Source organism: Micromonospora sp. NPDC003197, assembly GCF_053590565.1.
In genome coordinates, this window is the sequence record NZ_JBSFTE010000046.1 from 1 (window position 1) to 17,238 (window position 17,238).

At 69.1% G+C, this 17,238-nt stretch carries 15 protein-coding genes; 5 read left to right on the plus strand and 10 right to left on the minus strand.

Annotated features, from left to right (window positions below; genetic code table 11):
- Positions 1-94 precede the first annotated feature (94 nt).
- From ACWDV4_RS30055 to ACWDV4_RS30080, 6 genes are all read right to left on the minus strand, one after another.
- Positions 95-1,039, minus strand: coding sequence for a carbohydrate ABC transporter permease (locus ACWDV4_RS30055; RefSeq protein WP_449985696.1), 945 nt, complete (start codon positions 1,037-1,039; stop codon positions 95-97).
- The gene (locus ACWDV4_RS30060) at positions 1,036-2,106 is read right to left on the minus strand and encodes a LacI family DNA-binding transcriptional regulator (protein WP_449985698.1); all 1,071 of its coding nucleotides are present in this window, start codon (positions 2,104-2,106) and stop codon (positions 1,036-1,038) included. The genes ACWDV4_RS30055 and ACWDV4_RS30060 overlap by 4 nt, the downstream gene beginning before the upstream one ends.
- Before the next feature lie 301 nt (positions 2,107-2,407).
- The gene (locus ACWDV4_RS30065; protein WP_449985700.1) at positions 2,408-3,142 is read right to left on the minus strand and encodes a dienelactone hydrolase family protein; all 735 of its coding nucleotides are present in this window, start codon (positions 3,140-3,142) and stop codon (positions 2,408-2,410) included.
- A 258-nt stretch (positions 3,143-3,400) separates the two neighbouring features.
- Complete coding sequence (locus ACWDV4_RS30070) at positions 3,401-3,814, minus strand: YccF domain-containing protein (protein ID WP_449985701.1); 414 nt, start codon at positions 3,812-3,814, stop codon at positions 3,401-3,403.
- Positions 3,815-3,870: 56 nt separating this feature from the next.
- On the minus strand, positions 3,871-4,770 hold the full coding sequence (locus ACWDV4_RS30075) for a ribokinase (protein ID WP_449985704.1): 900 nt from the start codon (positions 4,768-4,770) through the stop codon (positions 3,871-3,873).
- A gap of 81 nt (positions 4,771-4,851) precedes the next feature.
- Positions 4,852-5,661 (minus strand): ABC transporter ATP-binding protein, encoded by an 810-nt coding sequence (locus ACWDV4_RS30080; protein ID WP_449985705.1) that lies wholly within the window; start codon positions 5,659-5,661, stop codon positions 4,852-4,854.
- Positions 5,662-5,787: 126 nt separating this feature from the next.
- Between ACWDV4_RS30080 and ACWDV4_RS30085 the strand changes: the two genes are divergently transcribed.
- Both ACWDV4_RS30085 and ACWDV4_RS30090 read left to right on the plus strand, forming a co-directional pair.
- Positions 5,788-6,861, plus strand: coding sequence for an ABC transporter ATP-binding protein (locus ACWDV4_RS30085; protein WP_449985708.1), 1,074 nt, complete (start codon positions 5,788-5,790; stop codon positions 6,859-6,861).
- The gene (locus tag ACWDV4_RS30090; protein WP_449985710.1) at positions 6,858-7,850 is read left to right on the plus strand and encodes an ABC transporter permease subunit; all 993 of its coding nucleotides are present in this window, start codon (positions 6,858-6,860) and stop codon (positions 7,848-7,850) included. Before ACWDV4_RS30085 ends, ACWDV4_RS30090 begins: the two co-directional genes overlap by 4 nt.
- A gap of 76 nt (positions 7,851-7,926) precedes the next feature.
- Here ACWDV4_RS30090 and ACWDV4_RS30095 read toward each other — a convergent pair whose 3' ends face one another.
- Both ACWDV4_RS30095 and ACWDV4_RS30100 read right to left on the minus strand, forming a co-directional pair.
- Positions 7,927-8,880, minus strand: a complete 954-nt coding sequence (locus tag ACWDV4_RS30095) for a golvesin C-terminal-like domain-containing protein (protein ID WP_449985748.1) — start codon at positions 8,878-8,880, stop codon at positions 7,927-7,929.
- 773 nt (positions 8,881-9,653) lie between these two features.
- Positions 9,654-10,829, minus strand: coding sequence for an ROK family transcriptional regulator (locus tag ACWDV4_RS30100; RefSeq protein WP_449985713.1), 1,176 nt, complete (start codon positions 10,827-10,829; stop codon positions 9,654-9,656).
- A 222-nt stretch (positions 10,830-11,051) separates the two neighbouring features.
- Between ACWDV4_RS30100 and ACWDV4_RS30105 the strand changes: the two genes are divergently transcribed.
- Positions 11,052-12,509 (plus strand): glycoside hydrolase family 3 N-terminal domain-containing protein, encoded by a 1,458-nt coding sequence (locus tag ACWDV4_RS30105; RefSeq protein WP_449985716.1) that lies wholly within the window; start codon positions 11,052-11,054, stop codon positions 12,507-12,509.
- A 182-nt stretch (positions 12,510-12,691) separates the two neighbouring features.
- Positions 12,692-13,078, plus strand: a complete 387-nt coding sequence (locus ACWDV4_RS30110; protein WP_449985719.1) for a DUF559 domain-containing protein — start codon at positions 12,692-12,694, stop codon at positions 13,076-13,078.
- 309 nt (positions 13,079-13,387) lie between these two features.
- Here the strand turns inward: ACWDV4_RS30110 and ACWDV4_RS30115 are convergent, their stop codons facing one another.
- Positions 13,388-14,059, minus strand: coding sequence for a GNAT family N-acetyltransferase (locus ACWDV4_RS30115; protein ID WP_449985722.1), 672 nt, complete (start codon positions 14,057-14,059; stop codon positions 13,388-13,390).
- 392 nt (positions 14,060-14,451) lie between these two features.
- Between ACWDV4_RS30115 and ACWDV4_RS30120 the strand changes: the two genes are divergently transcribed.
- Positions 14,452-15,729 carry an extracellular catalytic domain type 1 short-chain-length polyhydroxyalkanoate depolymerase gene (locus tag ACWDV4_RS30120; protein ID WP_449985724.1) on the plus strand — a complete coding sequence of 426 codons (1,278 nt, stop codon included), beginning with the start codon at positions 14,452-14,454 and terminating at the stop codon, positions 15,727-15,729.
- A gap of 127 nt (positions 15,730-15,856) precedes the next feature.
- Here ACWDV4_RS30120 and ACWDV4_RS30125 read toward each other — a convergent pair whose 3' ends face one another.
- On the minus strand, positions 15,857-17,227 hold the full coding sequence (locus tag ACWDV4_RS30125) for an endo-1,4-beta-xylanase (RefSeq protein ID WP_449985727.1): 1,371 nt from the start codon (positions 17,225-17,227) through the stop codon (positions 15,857-15,859).
- Between the last annotated feature and the right edge of the window lie 11 nt (positions 17,228-17,238).

The window sequence follows — 17,238 nt, forward strand, 5'->3', positions numbered from 1 at the left end:
GGAGCGTAGAGAACTCACATGATCGACAATCCCGTGCCTGTTTGCTACCCCTGAACAGCTACTTGGGCTGCACACGCCCTACTGACGGTCTCTCTTAGTTCGCCTCCTTGAGTCGGCGGCGCAGGTAGACCGCGAGCAGGGCCACGATGATCACGACCATGACGTTGCCAAGCGCCGCCGCATAGCCGTAGTTGCCGTAGCGGAACGCCTCCTCGTACGCGAAGAGCATCGGCAGCATCGTCTTGCCGCCCGGCCCACCAGCGGTGAGCACGTAGACCAGGCCGAACGAATTGAAGTTCCAGATGAAGTCGAGCGAGGTGATCGCGACGATCACCGGGGCCAGCGACGGCAGGGTGACCCGACGGAACCGCTGCCAGGCGGTGGCACCGTCCACGGCCGCCGCCTCGTGCAGCTCGCGCGGCACGCCCTGCAACCCGGCCAGGAGTACGACGGTGGTCTGCGGCATTCCCGCCCAGACCCCGACGATGATCACTGCCGGTAGCGCGGTGCTGAAGTCGCCGAGCCAGTTGGTCCGCAGCCCCTCCGCGCCGATGCGGTAGAAGAACTCGTTGAGCAGACCGGCGTCCGGGTGGTAGACCAGCTTCCACAGGATGCCGACCACCACCGGTGGCATCGCCCACGGCACGACGGCCAGCACCCGGGCCAGGCCCCGGAACCGGATCTGCTGGTTGAGCAGCAGGGCCAGCCCGAGGGCGAGCACGAACTGCAGCACGGTCACGCCGAACGCCCAGATCAGACCGATCTTGAACGAGTTCCAGAACAGCTCGTCGGAGAGCAGTTCCCGGTAGTTGGCCAGACCGGTGAAGTTGACGTCCACGTTGCGGCCGGCCCGGGCGTCGGTGAAGCCGAGGTACATGCCCCGCAGCAGCGGGAAGACCGACAGCACCACGATCGGCACCAGCGACGGCAACAGGAGCAGGTAGACGGTCATCCGGTCGGAACGCGCCCGGTTCGGACGCGGTTTGCGTCCGGCTCCCCGGTCGACGTCCGGCTGCTCGGTCGACGTGGTCACGCTCATGCGGTCACCTCCTGCACCATTGGCAGCTCCGGCACGGTCGGAGTGGTGGGGGCACTGGAGGCCCGAACCACGAGACTGGGCGCGACCTGTTCGCGCCGGGGCGGAAGACTCGGATCGGCGATCCGTTCCAGCAGCAGCTCGGCGGCGCGGCGACCACGGGCGACCGAGCCGAGCGACACGCTGGAGATCTGCGGGAACGCCATCTGGGCCAGCTCGGTGTCGTCCATGCCGACCAGGGCCACGTCCTGCGGCACGGTCTGGTTCGCGCCGTAGAGCGCGTGCAGCGCGCCGACCGCGATCAGGTCGTTGGCACAGAGCAGTGCGTCGGGCTGGACGCGGGCAAGCAGCCGCTCGGTGGCGGCCCGGCCGGCCGCGTACTGGAAGTCGCCCACCTCGATGAGCCGCTCATCGACCTCGATGCCGTGGCGGGCGAGCGCGGCCCGGAAGCCGGCGTCGCGGGCGGTACCGGGCACGGTGTCCAGCGGGCCATTGACGAAGCCGATCTGCCGCCGGCCGGCCTCGACCAGGTGGTCCACGGCGAGCGCCACCCCGCTACGGGAGTCGGTGCGTACGTTGTCGACCGGCGCGTCCTCGGGTAGCTGTCCGACGACGACCACCGGTACCGGGCTGTCGACCAGCGCGTCGAGGTGCGCGTCGGTGACCCGGATCGGCGACACGATCATGCCGTCGACGTAGCGGTGGGCCAGCCGGCGCAGCAGCGCGGTCTCGTTGTCGACCTGCCCGCCGGTGGCGTGCACCAGCAACTGTCGGCCGGATTCGGCGACGACCGCCTCGATGGCGCGCATCATCGCCACGTACACCGGGTTGCCGATGTCCTCGACGGCGAGCGCGACCAGGCCGGTGCGCTGCGATTGCAGGGATCGGGCGATGGCGTTGGGTACGTAGCCGACCTCGGCGGCGGCCTCGCGGACCTTGCGGATGGTCTCCGGGCTGCCGCCGACCCCGTTGAGCACCCGGGAGGCAGAGGCGATGGAGACGCCGGCCCGGGCGGCGACGGTGTGCACCGTCGGGCGAGCGTCACCGCTAGACGGTAAACGTTTACGCACCACGCACCGCACCTCCATCTCGCACTTGTAAACGTTTCCGCGAAGTCTGCGACCGAGACTTCAGACACGTCAAGGGCCTGTTACGAAAACGTTTCCAATCCGCGCGAGGCTGCGCTGAGCTGGGCGAATCCGATCAGCTTCAGTCACCCAACCCAGCAAAACGGAGGAAGACTCAGCCGCCCGGCCAAACGGAGGGGGCGGCGACGACCAACTCTGGGGCATCGTCCGGGCACGCACGAGCGCCTACCTACGCTGGGGCCAGCCCGTCGCCCGAGCGGCCTGACCCCAACACCTCGAACGTTTAGCCGATGGTCAGGGTACGGCCAAGCAGGGAAAGCAGGCGGTCCCAGTGACGCTGCAGTGCGGCGGGGTCGAATGCGTCGGTGTCCGACATGGTGAAGCCGTGGACGGTACCGGGGTAGATCTCGGAGGTGTAGTTGATACCTGCGACATCCAGGGTCCGGTTGAGCTCACCGAGGGCCTCGGGCGTTATATCGGTTTCGGCGTGGCCGAAGTGAGCCTGGGCGGTCAGCTTGGAAAGGAGTTCGGGCCCGCCGGCGCGCACCGGGCTGTGGAATCCGGCGACAGCAGCCACCTGGCCAGGGTGAGCCACGGCTGTGCGTATCGCCAGTAGGCCGCCTATGCAGTAGCCGGTCACCGCGACCGGTCCGGCACCGACCTCGGGCTGGTTGGTGAGGAACCTCAGGTATGCGTCGGCGTCACTCAGCACACGTTCGGTGGTGTGCGCCTCGATCAACGGCATCAGCTTGGCAAAGATTGCGGGCCGAACTTCCTCTCCGATGTGCTCGGGAAGTTCGATCACGGGTGCCGGGCCGTGCCGGTAAAAGAAGTTGGGGACAAGCACGTAGTACCCGTGCCCGGCCAGTTCGCAGGCCAAGTCCCGCAACACGGGCCGGATGCCGAAGCCGTCCGCGTACATCAGCACCCCTGGGTGCCGCCCGGCACCGTCGGGAAACGCGGCAAACGCGTCAGCCCGGCCGGCCGCGGTGGGAATCTGCAACATCTTGGTGAGCATCAATCCTCCTGTCGTGGTCGAAATCTCGAATCGATAATCAACACGACGGAGGCGGAGCCCTCGCGGAGGTGCAGAAGCCTCGATGCGGGAGCGGGCCGGCTGCGGCCCGGACCGCCCTCAGGAGAACACCGGGTCACCAATCCGTGAGTGGCGCAATGCCGTCCCGGTAGTCATGACCCAGAATCTACCCCCGATGTCACTCGGCCATCAGCCCAGGCGGCGCGTCATCCAACACCGTGAACGTTCTTGGTCACGGCACTAGCTGGCCGGCCGGACGGAGGGGCTACGCAGGTCGTCCACCTCGACAACCTCCCGACCCAGCGGCCAGAACGCCGCCGGCACCAGCTTGAAGTTGGCGATGCCGAACGGAATGCCAACGATGGTCACGCAGAGCCCAATGCCGGCCACGATGTGCATCAGCGCCAGCCACCAGCCGGCGAGTACGACCCAGAGCACATTGGCCAGACCGGAGGCCAGACCGGCGCTGGGCTTCGGGACCAGGGTCCGACCGAACGGCCACAGCGAGTAGTAGGCCAGTCGCAACGCCGCCACCCCGAACGGAATCGTCACCACCAGCGCGAAACAGATCAGCGCCGCGATGCCGTACCCGATCGCCAGCGCAATACCACTACCGAAAATCAACCAGAGCAGGTTGAGGATGAATCGCACCATGCCTCCCATGGTGCGCCACTCGATCAAGTTCCGATCATGCGACGGTCAAGCGACGGTCAACCGGCGTTCTCGAAGAGGGCGTCGATCTCGGCCCGCTGCGGCAGCGATACCGACGCACCGAGCCGTCGGGCGCAGGCCGCCCCGGCCGCACTCGCCCACCGCAACGCCTCGACCAGGTCCCGTCCCTCGCCCCAGGCCACGGCCAACGCGGCGGTGAACGCGTCCCCCGCACCGGTCGAGTCGACCACGTCGACCTTGAACGCCCGGATGTGTGCCGTACCGCCGTCGCGCTCGCCGTACCACGCGCCCTCCGCGCCGAGCGTCAACACCGCCCGAGGCACCAGCGACAGCAGCGCGGCTGCGTCCTCCCGGCCCCGACCGGTGAGCGCCCGCGCCTCCACCTCGTTGACCACCAGCAGATCCACGGCGTCGAGCAGCTCGGTCGGCAGTTTCCCGGGCGGGGCGGCGTTGAGGATCACCCGGGTCCCGCCAGCCCGGGCGGCCAGCGCCGCCTGGGTCACCGTCTCGACCGGCACCTCCAGCTGCGCGACCAGGACATCCGCCGCCCGTACGACGGACAGCTCGGACTCGGTCAGCGTGGTGAACGCGGTGTTGGCCCCCGGCGTCACCACCACCGAATGCTCGCCGGTCGCCCCGACCGTGACCAGTGCGACGCCCGACGCGCCGTAGACCACCCGGACCAGGGAGGTGTCCACGTCAGCGGCGGCAATCCGGGCCTTGAGCGTCACGCCGAACGAGTCCGAGCCGATCGCACCGAGGAACGTCGCGGCCCCACCGGCCCGGGCCGCCGCGATCGCCTGGTTGGCACCCTTGCCGCCGGCCACCGTCAGGAAGTCGGTGCCAACCACCGTCTCCCCCGGTCCGGGCACCTTCGGCGCCATCGCCACCAGGTCCATGTTGGCGCCGCCCACGACGACCACCCGCGGCCGGTCCACGTGCACCTCCCAGCGCTGTTAGGAAGGGCCCCTTCCTATACAAAAAGCGATAGGAAGGGGCCCTTCCTAACAGCAAAGCGATCAGGCGGCGCGGGCGGCGAACCGGTCACCGGACCGCTCGACGGTCAACGGCAGGCCGAACGTCTTGGACAGGTATTCGCTGGTAACCGTCTGCCCGATCAGTCCCTGCGCCACGATTCCCCCCTCGCGCAGCAGCAGCGCGTGGGTGAAGCCGGGCGGGATCTCCTCCACGTGATGGGTGACCATCACCATCGCCGGCGCGTCCGGGTCGTACGCCAGATCGGCCAGCCGGGCGACCAGGTCCTCCCGCCCACCGAGGTCGAGCCCGGCGGTCGGCTCGTCCAGCAGCAGCAACTCCGGGTCGGTCATCAGCGCCCGCGCGATCTGCGTCCGCTTGCGCTCCCCCTCCGACAGGGTGCCGTACGCCCGGTCGGCCAGCGCCGCGATGCCAAGCTGGTCGAGCAGGCCCTGCGCACGGGCCTCGTCGCTGACGTCGTAGCTTTCCCGCCACCGTCCGACCACTGACCACGCCGCCGTCACCACCACGTCCCGCACCCGCTCCTCGGCCGGGATCCGCTCGGCGAGTGCCGCCGTGGACAGCCCGATCCGGGTACGCAGTTCGTTGACGTCGGTACGGCCGATCCGCTCACCGAGCACGTGTGCGGTGCCGGTGCTCGGGTGCAGCCGTCCGGCGGCCAGGTTGAGCAGGGTCGTCTTGCCGGCACCGTTCGGGCCGAGCACCACCCAGCGTTCGTCCAGCTCGACCCGCCAGGTCACGTCCCGTAGCAGGTGCGCGCCGGAGCGCAGCACTCCCACCCCATCGAGGTTGATCACCAGGTCGTCGTTGTCGGGCGTCGGATCTGTAGGCACCCGACCATCCAACCACGCAGCCCATCGCGGCCCCCCGGGGTGTGTCGCGCCCCCGTAGGGTGGGGCGACGTGTCGTTGGTCACTCGACAGGAAGGCCGACATGGACAAGTGCTCACGGGTGGTGCCATGACCGCAGTCATCGAGATCGAAGGGCTGCGCAAGACCTTCCGTACCCGCCGCGGCCGGCACACCGCACTGGACGGTTTCGACCTGCTCGTCGAGGCCGGCCAGGTGCACGGTTTCCTCGGACCGAACGGCTCCGGTAAGACCACCACTCTGCGTACGCTGCTCGGCCTGGTGCAGGCCGACGGTGGGCGGATGGCCGTGCTCGGCGCACCGGCCCCGGACCACCTGCCCTCGGTGATCGGCCGGGTGGGGGCCATCGTGGAGAGTCCCCAGTTCTTCGGCAACTTCACCGGCCGGCGGACCCTCCGACTGCTCGCCACCGCCGGCGGGCTGCCCCCGGCCCGGGTGGAGGAGGTGTTGGAACAGGTCGGCCTGCGCGACCGGGGCGAGGAACGGGTCAAGGCGTACTCGTTGGGCATGAAGCAGCGGCTGGCGGTGGCCTCCGCGCTGCTCAAGCGACCGGATCTGCTGATCCTCGACGAGCCGGCCAACGGGCTGGACCCGGCCGGTATCCGGGAGATGCGGGACATGATGCGGGCTCTCGCCGCCGACGGGGTGACCGTGCTGGTCTCCAGCCACATCCTGGCCGAGATCGAGCAGGTCTGCGACCACGTGACGATCATTTCGCGGGGTCGGCGGGTGGTCGCCGGGCCGGTCGACGAGGTCCTTGACGGCTTCGACCAGGGCGAATTCCGGGTACGCGTCGACGAACCGGAACGGGCGGCCGAACTCCTCCAGGCCGCCGGCCTGTTGGTCACCCCACACGCCGATCACCTGGTCGTCGGCGGCGTCACCGAGCCGACCGACGTCAGCCGGATCCTGGGCGAACAGCAGTTGTGGGTCCAGGAGCTGATCCCGCTCGTACCCGACCTGGAAAGCGTCTTCCTCCAGCTCACCGGCACCGAGCCGCGCCCGGAGATACCGCGTCAGGTCGACGACTCGGTGCTGCCCGACCCCGGCCGGCCGCCCGGCCAGATCGACCTGGGCACGACGACCGACCGAGTCGACGCGGGCACGACGACCGACCAGGCCAACCTGGACGCGACGACCGACGAGCGAGAGGTGTCCGCGTGAACCTGGTACGGGCCGAGTTCGGCCGCCTCTACGCGCGCCGTTTCGTACGCCTCATGCTGGTGCTGCTGATCGCCGCGTTCGGCGTCACCATCGCCACCACCCTGGTCAGCACCCACCAGCCCACCGCCCGCGAGTTGGCCCAGGCCGAGGTGCTGGCCGAGCAGCAACGGCAGGCCAACGAGCGGATATTCGCGGACTGCCAGGCCGCCAAGATCGGGACGGCGGACAGCGAGTTCCCACCGGAGTTCCTGGCCAAGTGTGACCTGAAGCAGCCGGCGGAAGTACACGAGACCGACTACCTCTACGGTGTCTTCGTCTTCGAACGGGAGATCCGCCCGTTGACGTACTTCCTCATCACCTTCCTGGTGCTGTTCGGATTCCTGGTCGGCGCCTCGTACATCGGGGCCGACCTGAACTCCGGCGGGATGACCAACCTGCTGCTGTGGCGCCCACAGCGGATGATCGTCCTGGGCACCAAGCTGGGTACGCTGCTCGCCGCCGTCCTCGCTGTCGCGCTGGTCTCCGCCGTGGTCTACCTCAGCGCGTTCTGGGTGATCGCTCAGGTCAGCGGCTTCCCTGGCGAGTTGGACGGGGAGTTCTGGCGGTGGCTGGGCCTCACCGCCGTCCGGGGCGTGACGCTGATCCTCCTGGTCACCGCGTTGAGTTTCGGGCTGGCCGTACTGGGCCGACACACCGCTGCCGCGCTCGGGGTGGTCGCCGGCTACGCGGTGGTGTGGGAGTTGGGTGCCCGGATCGTGATGGAGATCGTCAACGCGTTCCGCCCGGACCAGTGGATGCTCTCCACCTACGTCGGGGCCTGGATGTCCGGCAAGATCGACCTGTGGGACAGCACGACCTGTACGGGGTTCAGCGTTTGCGATGGCCGGTACACCATCACCTGGGTGCCGGCGCTGATCGTCCTGCTCGTCCTCGTGGGTGGCTGTGTCGGTGCCGCCTTCGCCAGCTTCCGCCAACGCGACCTCGCCTGATTCGCTTTGCGGTTAGGAAGGGCCCCTTCTTATCGGATTTTGCCTAGGAAGGGGCCCTTCCTAACACCTCTAACACCTAGACCCGAGTGACCCGGATCGCGTCGGCGATCACGTAGCCGGTACCGGTGGTCCACCGGCTGACGCCCACCTTGTTGGCGTCACCGGCGGCGAGGGTGAAGGTGCCCAGCGACCGCCACTGGCCGCCGTTGGCCCGCTGGTTGACGTTGACGGTCTGGTTGCCGGAGGTGGTGGCCACGATGTACGGGGTGCTGTCGTTGTAGCCGGCGTCGGCCGGGTACCAGACGTCCACCCGGTAGGTGCCGGTCTCCGGGATGTTCACCTTGTACCAGGCAGCGTCGCTGGAGAGGACCGGGTCGGCGAACCGGTAGTCGGTGCCCTGCCGCTGCGACGAGAACGTCGAGGTGCCCCAGTTGCCGCTGGCGGTGAACCGGCCCGACGTGGTGTTGTCCACTGTGGTCGACCATCCGCCGCCGGACGAGCCGGTGACCAGCTGCATGTAGTACGTCCAGTTCCAGTTCGGCCCGGGATCGGTGTGCGTGGCACCGGGGACCTGGTTGTGGCCGATGATGTTCGACCGGGTCTTCGGGATGCCGTACTTGTCGCAGAGGAACTTGGTCAGCGTCGCCGAGGAGCGGTACATCGCGTCGGTGTACCAGGACGCGTTGTCGACGTACCCCTCGTGCTCGATGCCGATCGACTGGGTGTTGTAGGTCCAGTTGCCGGCGTGCCAGGCGATGTCCTTGTCCCGCACCATCTGCGTGACGGCACCGTCGGAGGAGCGGAGCAGGTAGTGCGCGCTGGTGCCGGCGGCCGGGTTCTGGAACCAGCTGATCGAGCCGGAGTAGCTGCCCTGCATGGTGTGGATGACGATGTAGTTGATCGGGTACGACGACTCACGGCTGGACGTGGTGTAGTTGCCGGAGTAGGCGGGCACCCAGGCGGCCGGGCCGTAGTCGGTGCTGAGAGTGCCGACGTCACCGGCCGCGCCCAGCGGGGCCACCGAGGCCAGTTCGCCGCGCTCCGGGGCGACCTGACGACCGGCGATCCCGAACGGGCCAGCCGTGGTCCGCGCGGTGAAACCGGTGGCGAGCAGGTCGTAGACGGCGTCGGCGTAGAGCCGGGCGGTGGCCGGCTGGGACGAGCCGCCGTACTTGGCCACCATCGGGTACCACAGGTTGACGTCGCCGCGCTGGGCCTTGGTCAGTCCGGCCGTGTCCGCGTACGACCGCAGCACCGCCGCCGCGCCGGTGATGTTGGCGGCGTTCTGGCTGCGTAGGGCACTGGTGGGCAGGCCGGTGAGGCGGGCCGCCTCGTCGAGGGTGCGCAGCTTGGGGTTGCTGGCCAGGTGCATCATGCCGTAGCCGTTGGAGGCGCTCGGCTCGCCCGCGTGCCCGTCGAGGCGGGTTTCCGCGTAGCCGAGGGCGGCGAGCAGGTCACGCGGTACGTCGTACCGCTTCGCCGCCGAGCCGAAGGCGGCGGCCAGGGCGGCGCCTGGCCCGGTGTCCGTGGGCGCTGCCTGTCCGGCAAGCGCGGGCTGGCCGGACAGGCCGATCATGGTCACGATCAGGGAGCCGCCGAGCAGTTGGCTCGCGCGACGCCGGGAAATCCGTACAGTCACCGTCACTCCTCCCCGAGTGATGTGGACGTCCTGGGTGGTGGGACGCAAGGTGGCCGTACGCTATAGCCTCAAACCCGTCTATGTCGAGAGCTTGCAAAAGCTTTAACCTTGGCGAAGAATTCCTTCACATGCCCGCCCGGCCAGCCGACCGTGGACTCACCATGTCAGCCGACGGTGGAGCCGAACACCTCGTCTCGGACAGCGTCCAACGCGGTCTGCAACGCGCCCCGCAGGATCGGCTCCTCGGTCAGCCGGGTCACCACCACCCGGGGTGTCACCAGCGTGATCGCGGCCACCTCGTGCTGCACCCGCTCGGCCAGAGCGTCGCCACCGGCCTGCCCGACCTCGCCAGCCAGCACCACCAATGGCGGATCGAGCACGACACAGGTGCTCGCCACCCCGAGTGCGAGTCGGCGGGCCAACTCGTCGAGGACCGGTTCGCCGGCCGTACCGGCCGCGATGGCGGCCCGCACCGCGTCGGCGGCGGTAGCCCCCTTGAAACCGCCCTCCCGGGCCACCGCACGTACCGCGTCGGCCCCGGCGAGCTGCCCGAACGCCGGCTTGGCCCGCCGGGCGGCATCCCGCGGAATGGGCACGCCGGGCACCGGCAGGTAACCGATCTCGCCAGCGGCACCGCTGCTGCCATGATGCAGCCGCCCGTTCAGCATGATGGCCAGACCGACCCCAACCCCCACCCAGACCAGTACGAAGTCGTCGACCCCCTGGGCAGCACCGGAGTGCGCCTCGGCGACTGCGGCCAGGTTGACGTCGTTCGCGAAGACCACCGGGGTGTGCAGGTCCTCGCGCAGTGCGGCGAGCAGACCGCGATGCCAGCGGGGCAGGTTGAACGCGAAGGTGATGTCGCCGGTGGCCGGGTCGACCAGGCCGGGAGTGCCCAGCACCACCCGTCGTACGCTCTCCAGTGGAGCTTTCGCGTCGCGCGCCGCCTGCACCACCGCGTTGTGCACGACCCCGACCGGATCATCGGTGTCCCTGGTGGACTGTTCGACCCGTCCGATCACCGCGCCGGTGATGTCCGCGCAGACGGCGACCACCCGGTCCGGTCCGACGTCCACCCCCACCACGTGCGCGCTGGCCGGCCGAACCGCGTACAGCTGGGCATTGGGCCCCCGGCCACCGGCCTGCTCCCCGACCCGGGTCACCAACCCGCGCTGCTCCAGCCGTTCGACCAGCTGGGAGGCGGTCACCTTGGACAGGCCGGTCAGCTCGCCGAGCTGCGACCGGGTGAGCGGACCTCGGGCGAGCAGCAACTCCAGTGCGGCCCGGTCGTTCAGCGCACGTAGCAGGCGCGGGGTGCCGGGCAGGCGGGTAGAAGCCATGGGCATCCTCTAAGCTTTAGAAAGGTTTACTAACTGTTCTGCCAGCTTTACGACAAGTAGCCCGTAGCGTAATGGCCGCCCCTGAGAGTGACGATCAGACAACCCGGTGGCATATCAGCCGCAACCCAGCCTGACTCAGCCGTACGACCTGGGCCGGCTCGGCCACAGTTTGACCCCCTGCGGTGCGACACTCATCCGCACAGGGATCGAAGAGGGAGACACGTGGGAACCGATTCCGGACTTCGCCGACTGGCGCTGGGCACGCTGCTCGCTGCCTTCCCCGGCAGCACGCCCCCCGGGTGGGCGCTCGACCTGGTCGCCGAAGGGCTCGCCGGACACACCCTGTTCGGCTTCAACATCGAACATCCGGACCAGGTCGCGGCGACCACCACCGCGCTGCGGGCCGCCCGTGCCGACGTACTCGTCGCCATCGACGAGGAGGGTGGCGACGTCACCCGACTCGCGCATGCCACCGGCAGCCCCTATCCGGGCAACGCCGCGCTCGGCGCGGTCGCCGACATCGGACTGACCCAGCGGGTCTACCACGCCATCGGCAGTGAACTCGCCGCCCTCGGCATCAACGTCGACCTGGCCCCGACGGTGGACGTCAACTCCGCCGACGACAACCCAGTCATCGGCACCCGATCCTTCGGGGCCGACCCGGTACGCGTCGCCGCCCACTCCGCCGCCGCCATCGCCGGCCTCCAGTCCGCCGGGGTGGCCGCCTGCGCCAAGCACTTTCCCGGCCACGGTGCCACAGTCACCGACTCGCACTACGAGCTGCCCACTGTGGACGTACCGCTGGACGTGCTACGCGGTCGCGACCTGCCGCCCTTCGCGGCCGCCATCGCGGCCGGCACCCGGGCCATCATGACCGCGCACATCCGGGTGCCGGTGCTGACCGGCAGCGACCCGGCCACCTTCAGCCGAGCCGCCCTCACCGACCTGCTGCGCGGCGAGTACGGCTTCACCGGCACCATCATCACCGACGCGTTGGAGATGAAGGGGGCATCGACCATCGCCGGTGGCCCCGGAGCGGCCGCCGTCCGCGCCCTGGCCGCCGGGGCCGACCTGCTCTGTATCGGCGCCCAGGTGGACGCCGACCTGGTTGAACAGGTGGTCGCCGAGATCGTCACCGCCATCGGCGACGGGCGGCTCGACCGGGCCCGGGTCGAAGACGCCGCCGAGCGCACCGCCGCACTCGCCGCCTGGACCCGGACCGCAACGCCCGTCCACGAGGCGCCGGCTGATCTCGGGTACGCCGCAGCGCGGCGCGCGGTACGCGTGGAGGGCGTGCTCGCCGGCCTCGACAAGCCGCTGGTCGTACAGCTGTTGTCCGCGTCCACCATCGCCGAGGGGCGGGTGCCGTGGGGCCTCGGGCCGCACCTCGACGGCGGCGAGCAACTTCCGGTGGTGGCCACCGAGACCGAGCCGGCCGCCCTGCGCGAGCTGGCCGGCGAGCGGCCGATCGTACTGGTCGGGCGGCACCTGCACCGGCTCACCGGTGCGGTCGAACTGGTCGAGGCGCTGGCCGCCGCGCATCCGGTGACCGTGGTGGAGATGGGCTGGCCGTCGAGCTGGCGACCGGCCGGAGCGCGTGCCTTCGTCACCACGTACGGTGCCAGCCACGCCAACGGCCGGGCCGCAGCCGAAGCTCTCGGCCTCACGACTGTGCGGTAGAGCTGGTTTCCCACTGGGGTTTCCCCGTTAACGTGGAAACTTTTTCGGCCCAGAACCCGGAAAAGTTTCCGCCCGGCACCCGAGCCGGCTACCGGCGCAGACCTGGGTAGAAGAGACCGTCGTCGACCTGACCCAGTCGGCCCGGCAGCTCGACGATGCGTTGGGCTGGCTGGCCCGGGCCTGTGGCCGACGGTTGCCACTCGCTGCTCGAACTGCGCTACCTGCGCGACGTCGAACGCCGACACGGGCTGCCATCCGGGCAGCGCCAGTCCATCCGGCTACGCCGGGGCGGTCGCTGGTACGACGACATCCGATACGACGATTTCAGCATCCTGGTCGAGCTGGACGGCCGGGCGGCGCACCCAGAGGAGTCCCGGGCCCGTGACCGGCGACGGGACAACTCGGCGACGGCCGAGGGATTGAGTGTGCTGCGCTACGGCATGGCCGACGTGACCGAGCGGCCCTGTGCCACCGCCGCCCAGGTCGCGGGGACGTTACGCCGCAACGGCTGGACCGGCCGTCCGACCCGCTGTGGCCCGGCCTGCCCGGTCAACCGCCACATCGACTAACCGGTACGGACATGCTGCTCGGGTAGCCAGCGGAGCCAAGATCAATGCCAACCGAACGGGTAAAACGCGCCAGGGCATCTTGAAAGGGCCGATCCGAATACGTAGCGTTACCGACAGACAGCCGGCTGTCGTCGTCGCCGACCCACGCTGCCTGGTCTACGCCGCTCGTGACCACGAACGGATCCGGCAGGCCGGTCGGCGCTCATGGGCCGGTCGGCACTCATGGGCCGGGCACCGGTCACGAAGACCACGACCTGGGGACGGATGCGGACCGTGGGCCCCGGCGTGGGTCCACGGTCCGCGACCGGCTCAGGAAGGATCGGGGACGGTCACGGCGTACGCCCACCAGCCCTGATCAGCGAAACCGGCTGCCTCGGCGACCCGCGCCGAGCCGATGTTCCCCGGTTCGTGCAGGTACGTCGGCACCGCCCCCTCGGCGAGCACCCGTCGCGCCGCCTGCGCCACCAACCGCCGGGCCAGGCCCTGGCCTCGCGCCGCCGGTTCGGTGCCGACGGACAGTTCGTGCCCGTACCGGTCGTGCCGTTTGATCCCTACCCCGGCGAGGTAGCGACCGGAATCGTCCCGGACCACCAGTACCTCTTCGCCGAACGGGCGCAGCCAATCCGGCACCACCGGATCGTCAGCCTTGATCCACTCGCCCGCCGCTGGCAGATCGGCCGGGCTGGTCGTGTAGCGGAACACCGCCCGGTAGCTGTGCCAGCCCTCCCGGCCGACCGCCGCCGGCAACTCGGCCAGCAGTTTCGACGGGGACAGATGCCGCAACTCCCGGGCGGCCGTGACCCGGTCCGGCGGCACGGAGAGCACCATGCCGTCGGGTCCGTCGATGCCGATGGCCGGGTGGATCCGGCCGTCCCAGCCCGGTGCGGTACGCCGGGGCGAGCCCACCACGTGCAGCGGCTGCCGGGCCGGCCACTGCCCCAGCCAGGTCACCAGGTGGCGGTAGAGCCGCCGATCGAGCATCCGTCCGCTCCTCGCGAGGGTTCACACCCGCGCGGACGCAGGCCGTTGACCGGGGCAGCCGCCTCGGAGGAGACGGTCGCCGTACTCGCGATCATAGGGCTGAGCTGCCCGTAGCCCGGCCAACGACAGCCGAGTCGTCGCTGCCGCCCGATGGGAAGAGCACAGCTACCTGACGGGAAACGCCAGCCGCCCGAAACATATCGATAGTTGTCGACTCTGAAGGAATCGCGCGTCTAGTATCTGCGTCGGGAGCCGGTATGGACCGCATCGGGATGCGGCCATCCAGCATCTGCCGAGGGCACTCCGCCGAAACCATTCCGGAGGACGGCAGGATTCGTCCGCGCAGGTCACGACCTGTCCAGCCTGCGCATCAGCAGGAGGAACGAAGGCTCATGAGGCTACCCAAGACACTGTACGCAGTGTGGCTCGCGCTGGCCTGCGCCATCGCGGCGACGATCGTGGCGGTGGCATCGCCGGCTCGGGCCGCCACCCTGACCGAGGTCACCAACTTCGGCACCAACCCTGGCAACCTACGCATGTACCTGTACGTCCCGGACAATGTCTCGCCCCGACCGGCGCTGCTGGTGGCGGTGCACTACTGCACCGGCAGCGGCCCGACGTTCTACACCAATACGGAGTTCGCCCGCCTGGCGGACCGGTACGGCTTCATCGTGATCTACCCGTCGGTGACCGCGAGCGACGGCTGTTTCGACGTCGCCTCGACCGCCACCCTCACCCACAACGGAGGCGGAGACTCGCTGAGCATCGTCTCGATGGTCAGGTACGTGCAGCAGCAGTACAACACCGACCCTGAGCGCACGTACGCCACCGGTGTCTCCTCCGGCGCGATGATGACCAACGTGCTGCTCGGGGCGTACCCGGATGTGTTCCGGGCCGGATCGGCGTTCGCCGGGGTGCCGTTCGCCTGCTTCGCCGGCTCGACCAAGTGGAACAGCGCCTGCGCGCAGGGACAGCTGACAAAGACCGCCCAGCAGTGGGGTGACCTGGTGCGAAACGCCTATCCCGGCTACGCCGGCCCGCGGCCCAGGATGCAACTCTGGCACGGCACCAACGACGAGATCCTGTCGTACGTCAACTTCGGCGAGGCAATCAAGCAGTGGACCAACGTCCACGGGTTGGGCCAGACCCCGACCTCGACGGATTATCCGCAGCCGAGCTGGACCCGTACCCGGTATGCCAGTGGCGCCGGCCAGGTGCTGGTCGAGGCGGTGAGCATGGCCAACACTCCGCACAACCTGCCGGTGCAGGCGGCCTCGGCGATCACGTTCTTCGGTCTCGACACCGCCGGCCCGTCGCCATCGCCGTCCTCACCAACCCCCTCGTCGCCTGCGCCGACCACGCCCCCACCCGCACCGGGCGGCTGTACGGCGACGTTCACCGTCACCAGTTCCTGGTCGGGCGGGTACGTGGCGGCCGTTCGGGTCACCGCCGGCACCGGTGGCGTCAACGGTTGGCAGGTCACGCTGCCACTGCCGGCCGGCAACAGCGTCGTCAACTCCTGGAACGGGCAGTTCAGCGCCACCGGCGGCACGATCCAGGTGACGAACATGAGCTACAACGGTCGGCTGGTGGCGGGCGGGTCCACCGAGTTCGGCTTCCAGGCCAACGGATCGGCACCCTCCCCGGCGCTGACCTGCACCGCCTCATGACGTACCGCTGAGCCGCGCCGCGTCATGACGTACCGCTGAATCGCGCAGAGCTGCCAGCATGCCGTACGGGGCGACGACCGGGTTCGAGTCGTCGCCCCGTACGGTTTCTGCTGGTAGAGGGGTGTGCTCAGCCGACGCGGCAGGTCAGCGACGGCCAGGACCAGTTCCCGCCGTGCATGATGGTGAAGCCGAAGGTGTTGCCGTTGCCGTTCGGCCGCATCGTCATCACGTTGCCGCTGCTGTCCCAGCTCGGGCTGCCGTTCCAGGTGGCGATGACCTTCTGGGGCGGGGTGACGGTCACCGTGACGATCCAGTTGTTGGTGCCGGTCACGGTCACACTGCCGTTGAACCGGTCACTCCACTTCTGCCCCTCGGTATAGGTGGTGGAGCAGTTGCCGCCGCCCGGTGGCGGGGTGGTCGGACTGGTCGAAGTGGGCACCGGTGTGCCGGTGCCGCCGAGCGCGGCCAGTACGGCGTCGTAGGCCGGCTTCTTGTTGTAGTTGCCGTCGAACAGCAGCGGCGTGCCGCTGGAACGCCACGAGTACTTGTCGGTGACGCCCCAGACGGTGATGCCGGTGCAGCGGGACACCGCCAGGCAGGCGTTGACGACGGTACGGTAGCTGTTGGCCTGGCTGGTGCCGGAGCCTTCGATGTCCAGTTCGGTGATCTGCACGTCCACGCCGAGCGCGGCGAAGCTGGAAATCGTCGTCTGGTAGTTGCCCGGCACCGGGGACTGGGCGTTGAAGTGTGACTGGAGACCCACGCAGTCGATCGGCACGCCCCGGCTACGGAAGTCGCGCACCAGGTTGTAGACGGCTTGGGTCTTGGCGTGGCTCCAGTCGTCGATGTTGTAGTCGTTGTAGCAGAGCTTGGCACCGGGGTCGACCGATCGGGCGGTGCGGAACGCCTCCTCGATGTAGCCGTTGCCCAGCCACTGCTGGAAGACGGAGTTGCGGCGGGCACCGCTGCTCCCGTCCTCGAATGCCTCGTTCACCACGTCCCAGGAATGGATTCTGCCGCGGAACTGGGTCATCACCTGGGTGATGTGGTTGTTCATCACCGAGCGCACCTCGGTCGCCGAGGACAGGCTGCTCACCCAGCCGGGCAGTTGGGAGTGCCAGACCAGGGTGTGCCCGCGTACGCTCATGCCCCGACTGGTGGCGTGGTCGACGATCTGGTTGGCCGAGCCGTAGGTGAAGTTGCCGCGGGATGGCTCGACGGCATCCCACTTCATCTCGTTCTCCGGGGTCACCGAGTTGAACTCGCGGTTGAGCACGGTGGCGTACGCTGCCTCGCCGAGCCGGTTGGCGGCGACGGCGGTACCGAAGTAGCGGCCCTTTTCGGCCGCCGCCGCACCCAGGGTGGTGGCGGCACTGGCCTGGCGCGCCACGGTGAGCCCGACGCCTACCGCGAGCACGGCGACGGCACCGATCGTGATGGCGGCTCGTATCGGCCTCCGCTGGTGCAGGAAAGTACCTGGCGCAATTCTGGTGGTCACTGCTGCTGCTC

Bases quoted from the DNA above. Each gene is read 5' to 3' on its own strand.
- ACWDV4_RS30055 (WP_449985696.1), bottom strand. From the start codon at position 1,039: ATGAGCGTGACCACGTCGACCGAGCAGCCGGACGTCGACCGGGGAGCC.
- ACWDV4_RS30070 (WP_449985701.1), bottom strand. From the start codon at position 3,814: ATGGTGCGATTCATCCTCAACCTGCTCTGGTTGATTTTCGGTAGTGGT.
- ACWDV4_RS30085 (WP_449985708.1), top strand. From the start codon at position 5,788: ATGACCGCAGTCATCGAGATCGAAGGGCTGCGCAAGACCTTCCGTACC.
- ACWDV4_RS30120 (WP_449985724.1), top strand. From the start codon at position 14,452: ATGAGGCTACCCAAGACACTGTACGCAGTGTGGCTCGCGCTGGCCTGC.
- ACWDV4_RS30065 (WP_449985700.1), bottom strand. From the start codon at position 3,142: ATGCTCACCAAGATGTTGCAGATTCCCACCGCGGCCGGCCGGGCTGAC.
- ACWDV4_RS30115 (WP_449985722.1), bottom strand. From the start codon at position 14,059: ATGCTCGATCGGCGGCTCTACCGCCACCTGGTGACCTGGCTGGGGCAG.
- ACWDV4_RS30100 (WP_449985713.1), bottom strand. From the start codon at position 10,829: ATGGCTTCTACCCGCCTGCCCGGCACCCCGCGCCTGCTACGTGCGCTG.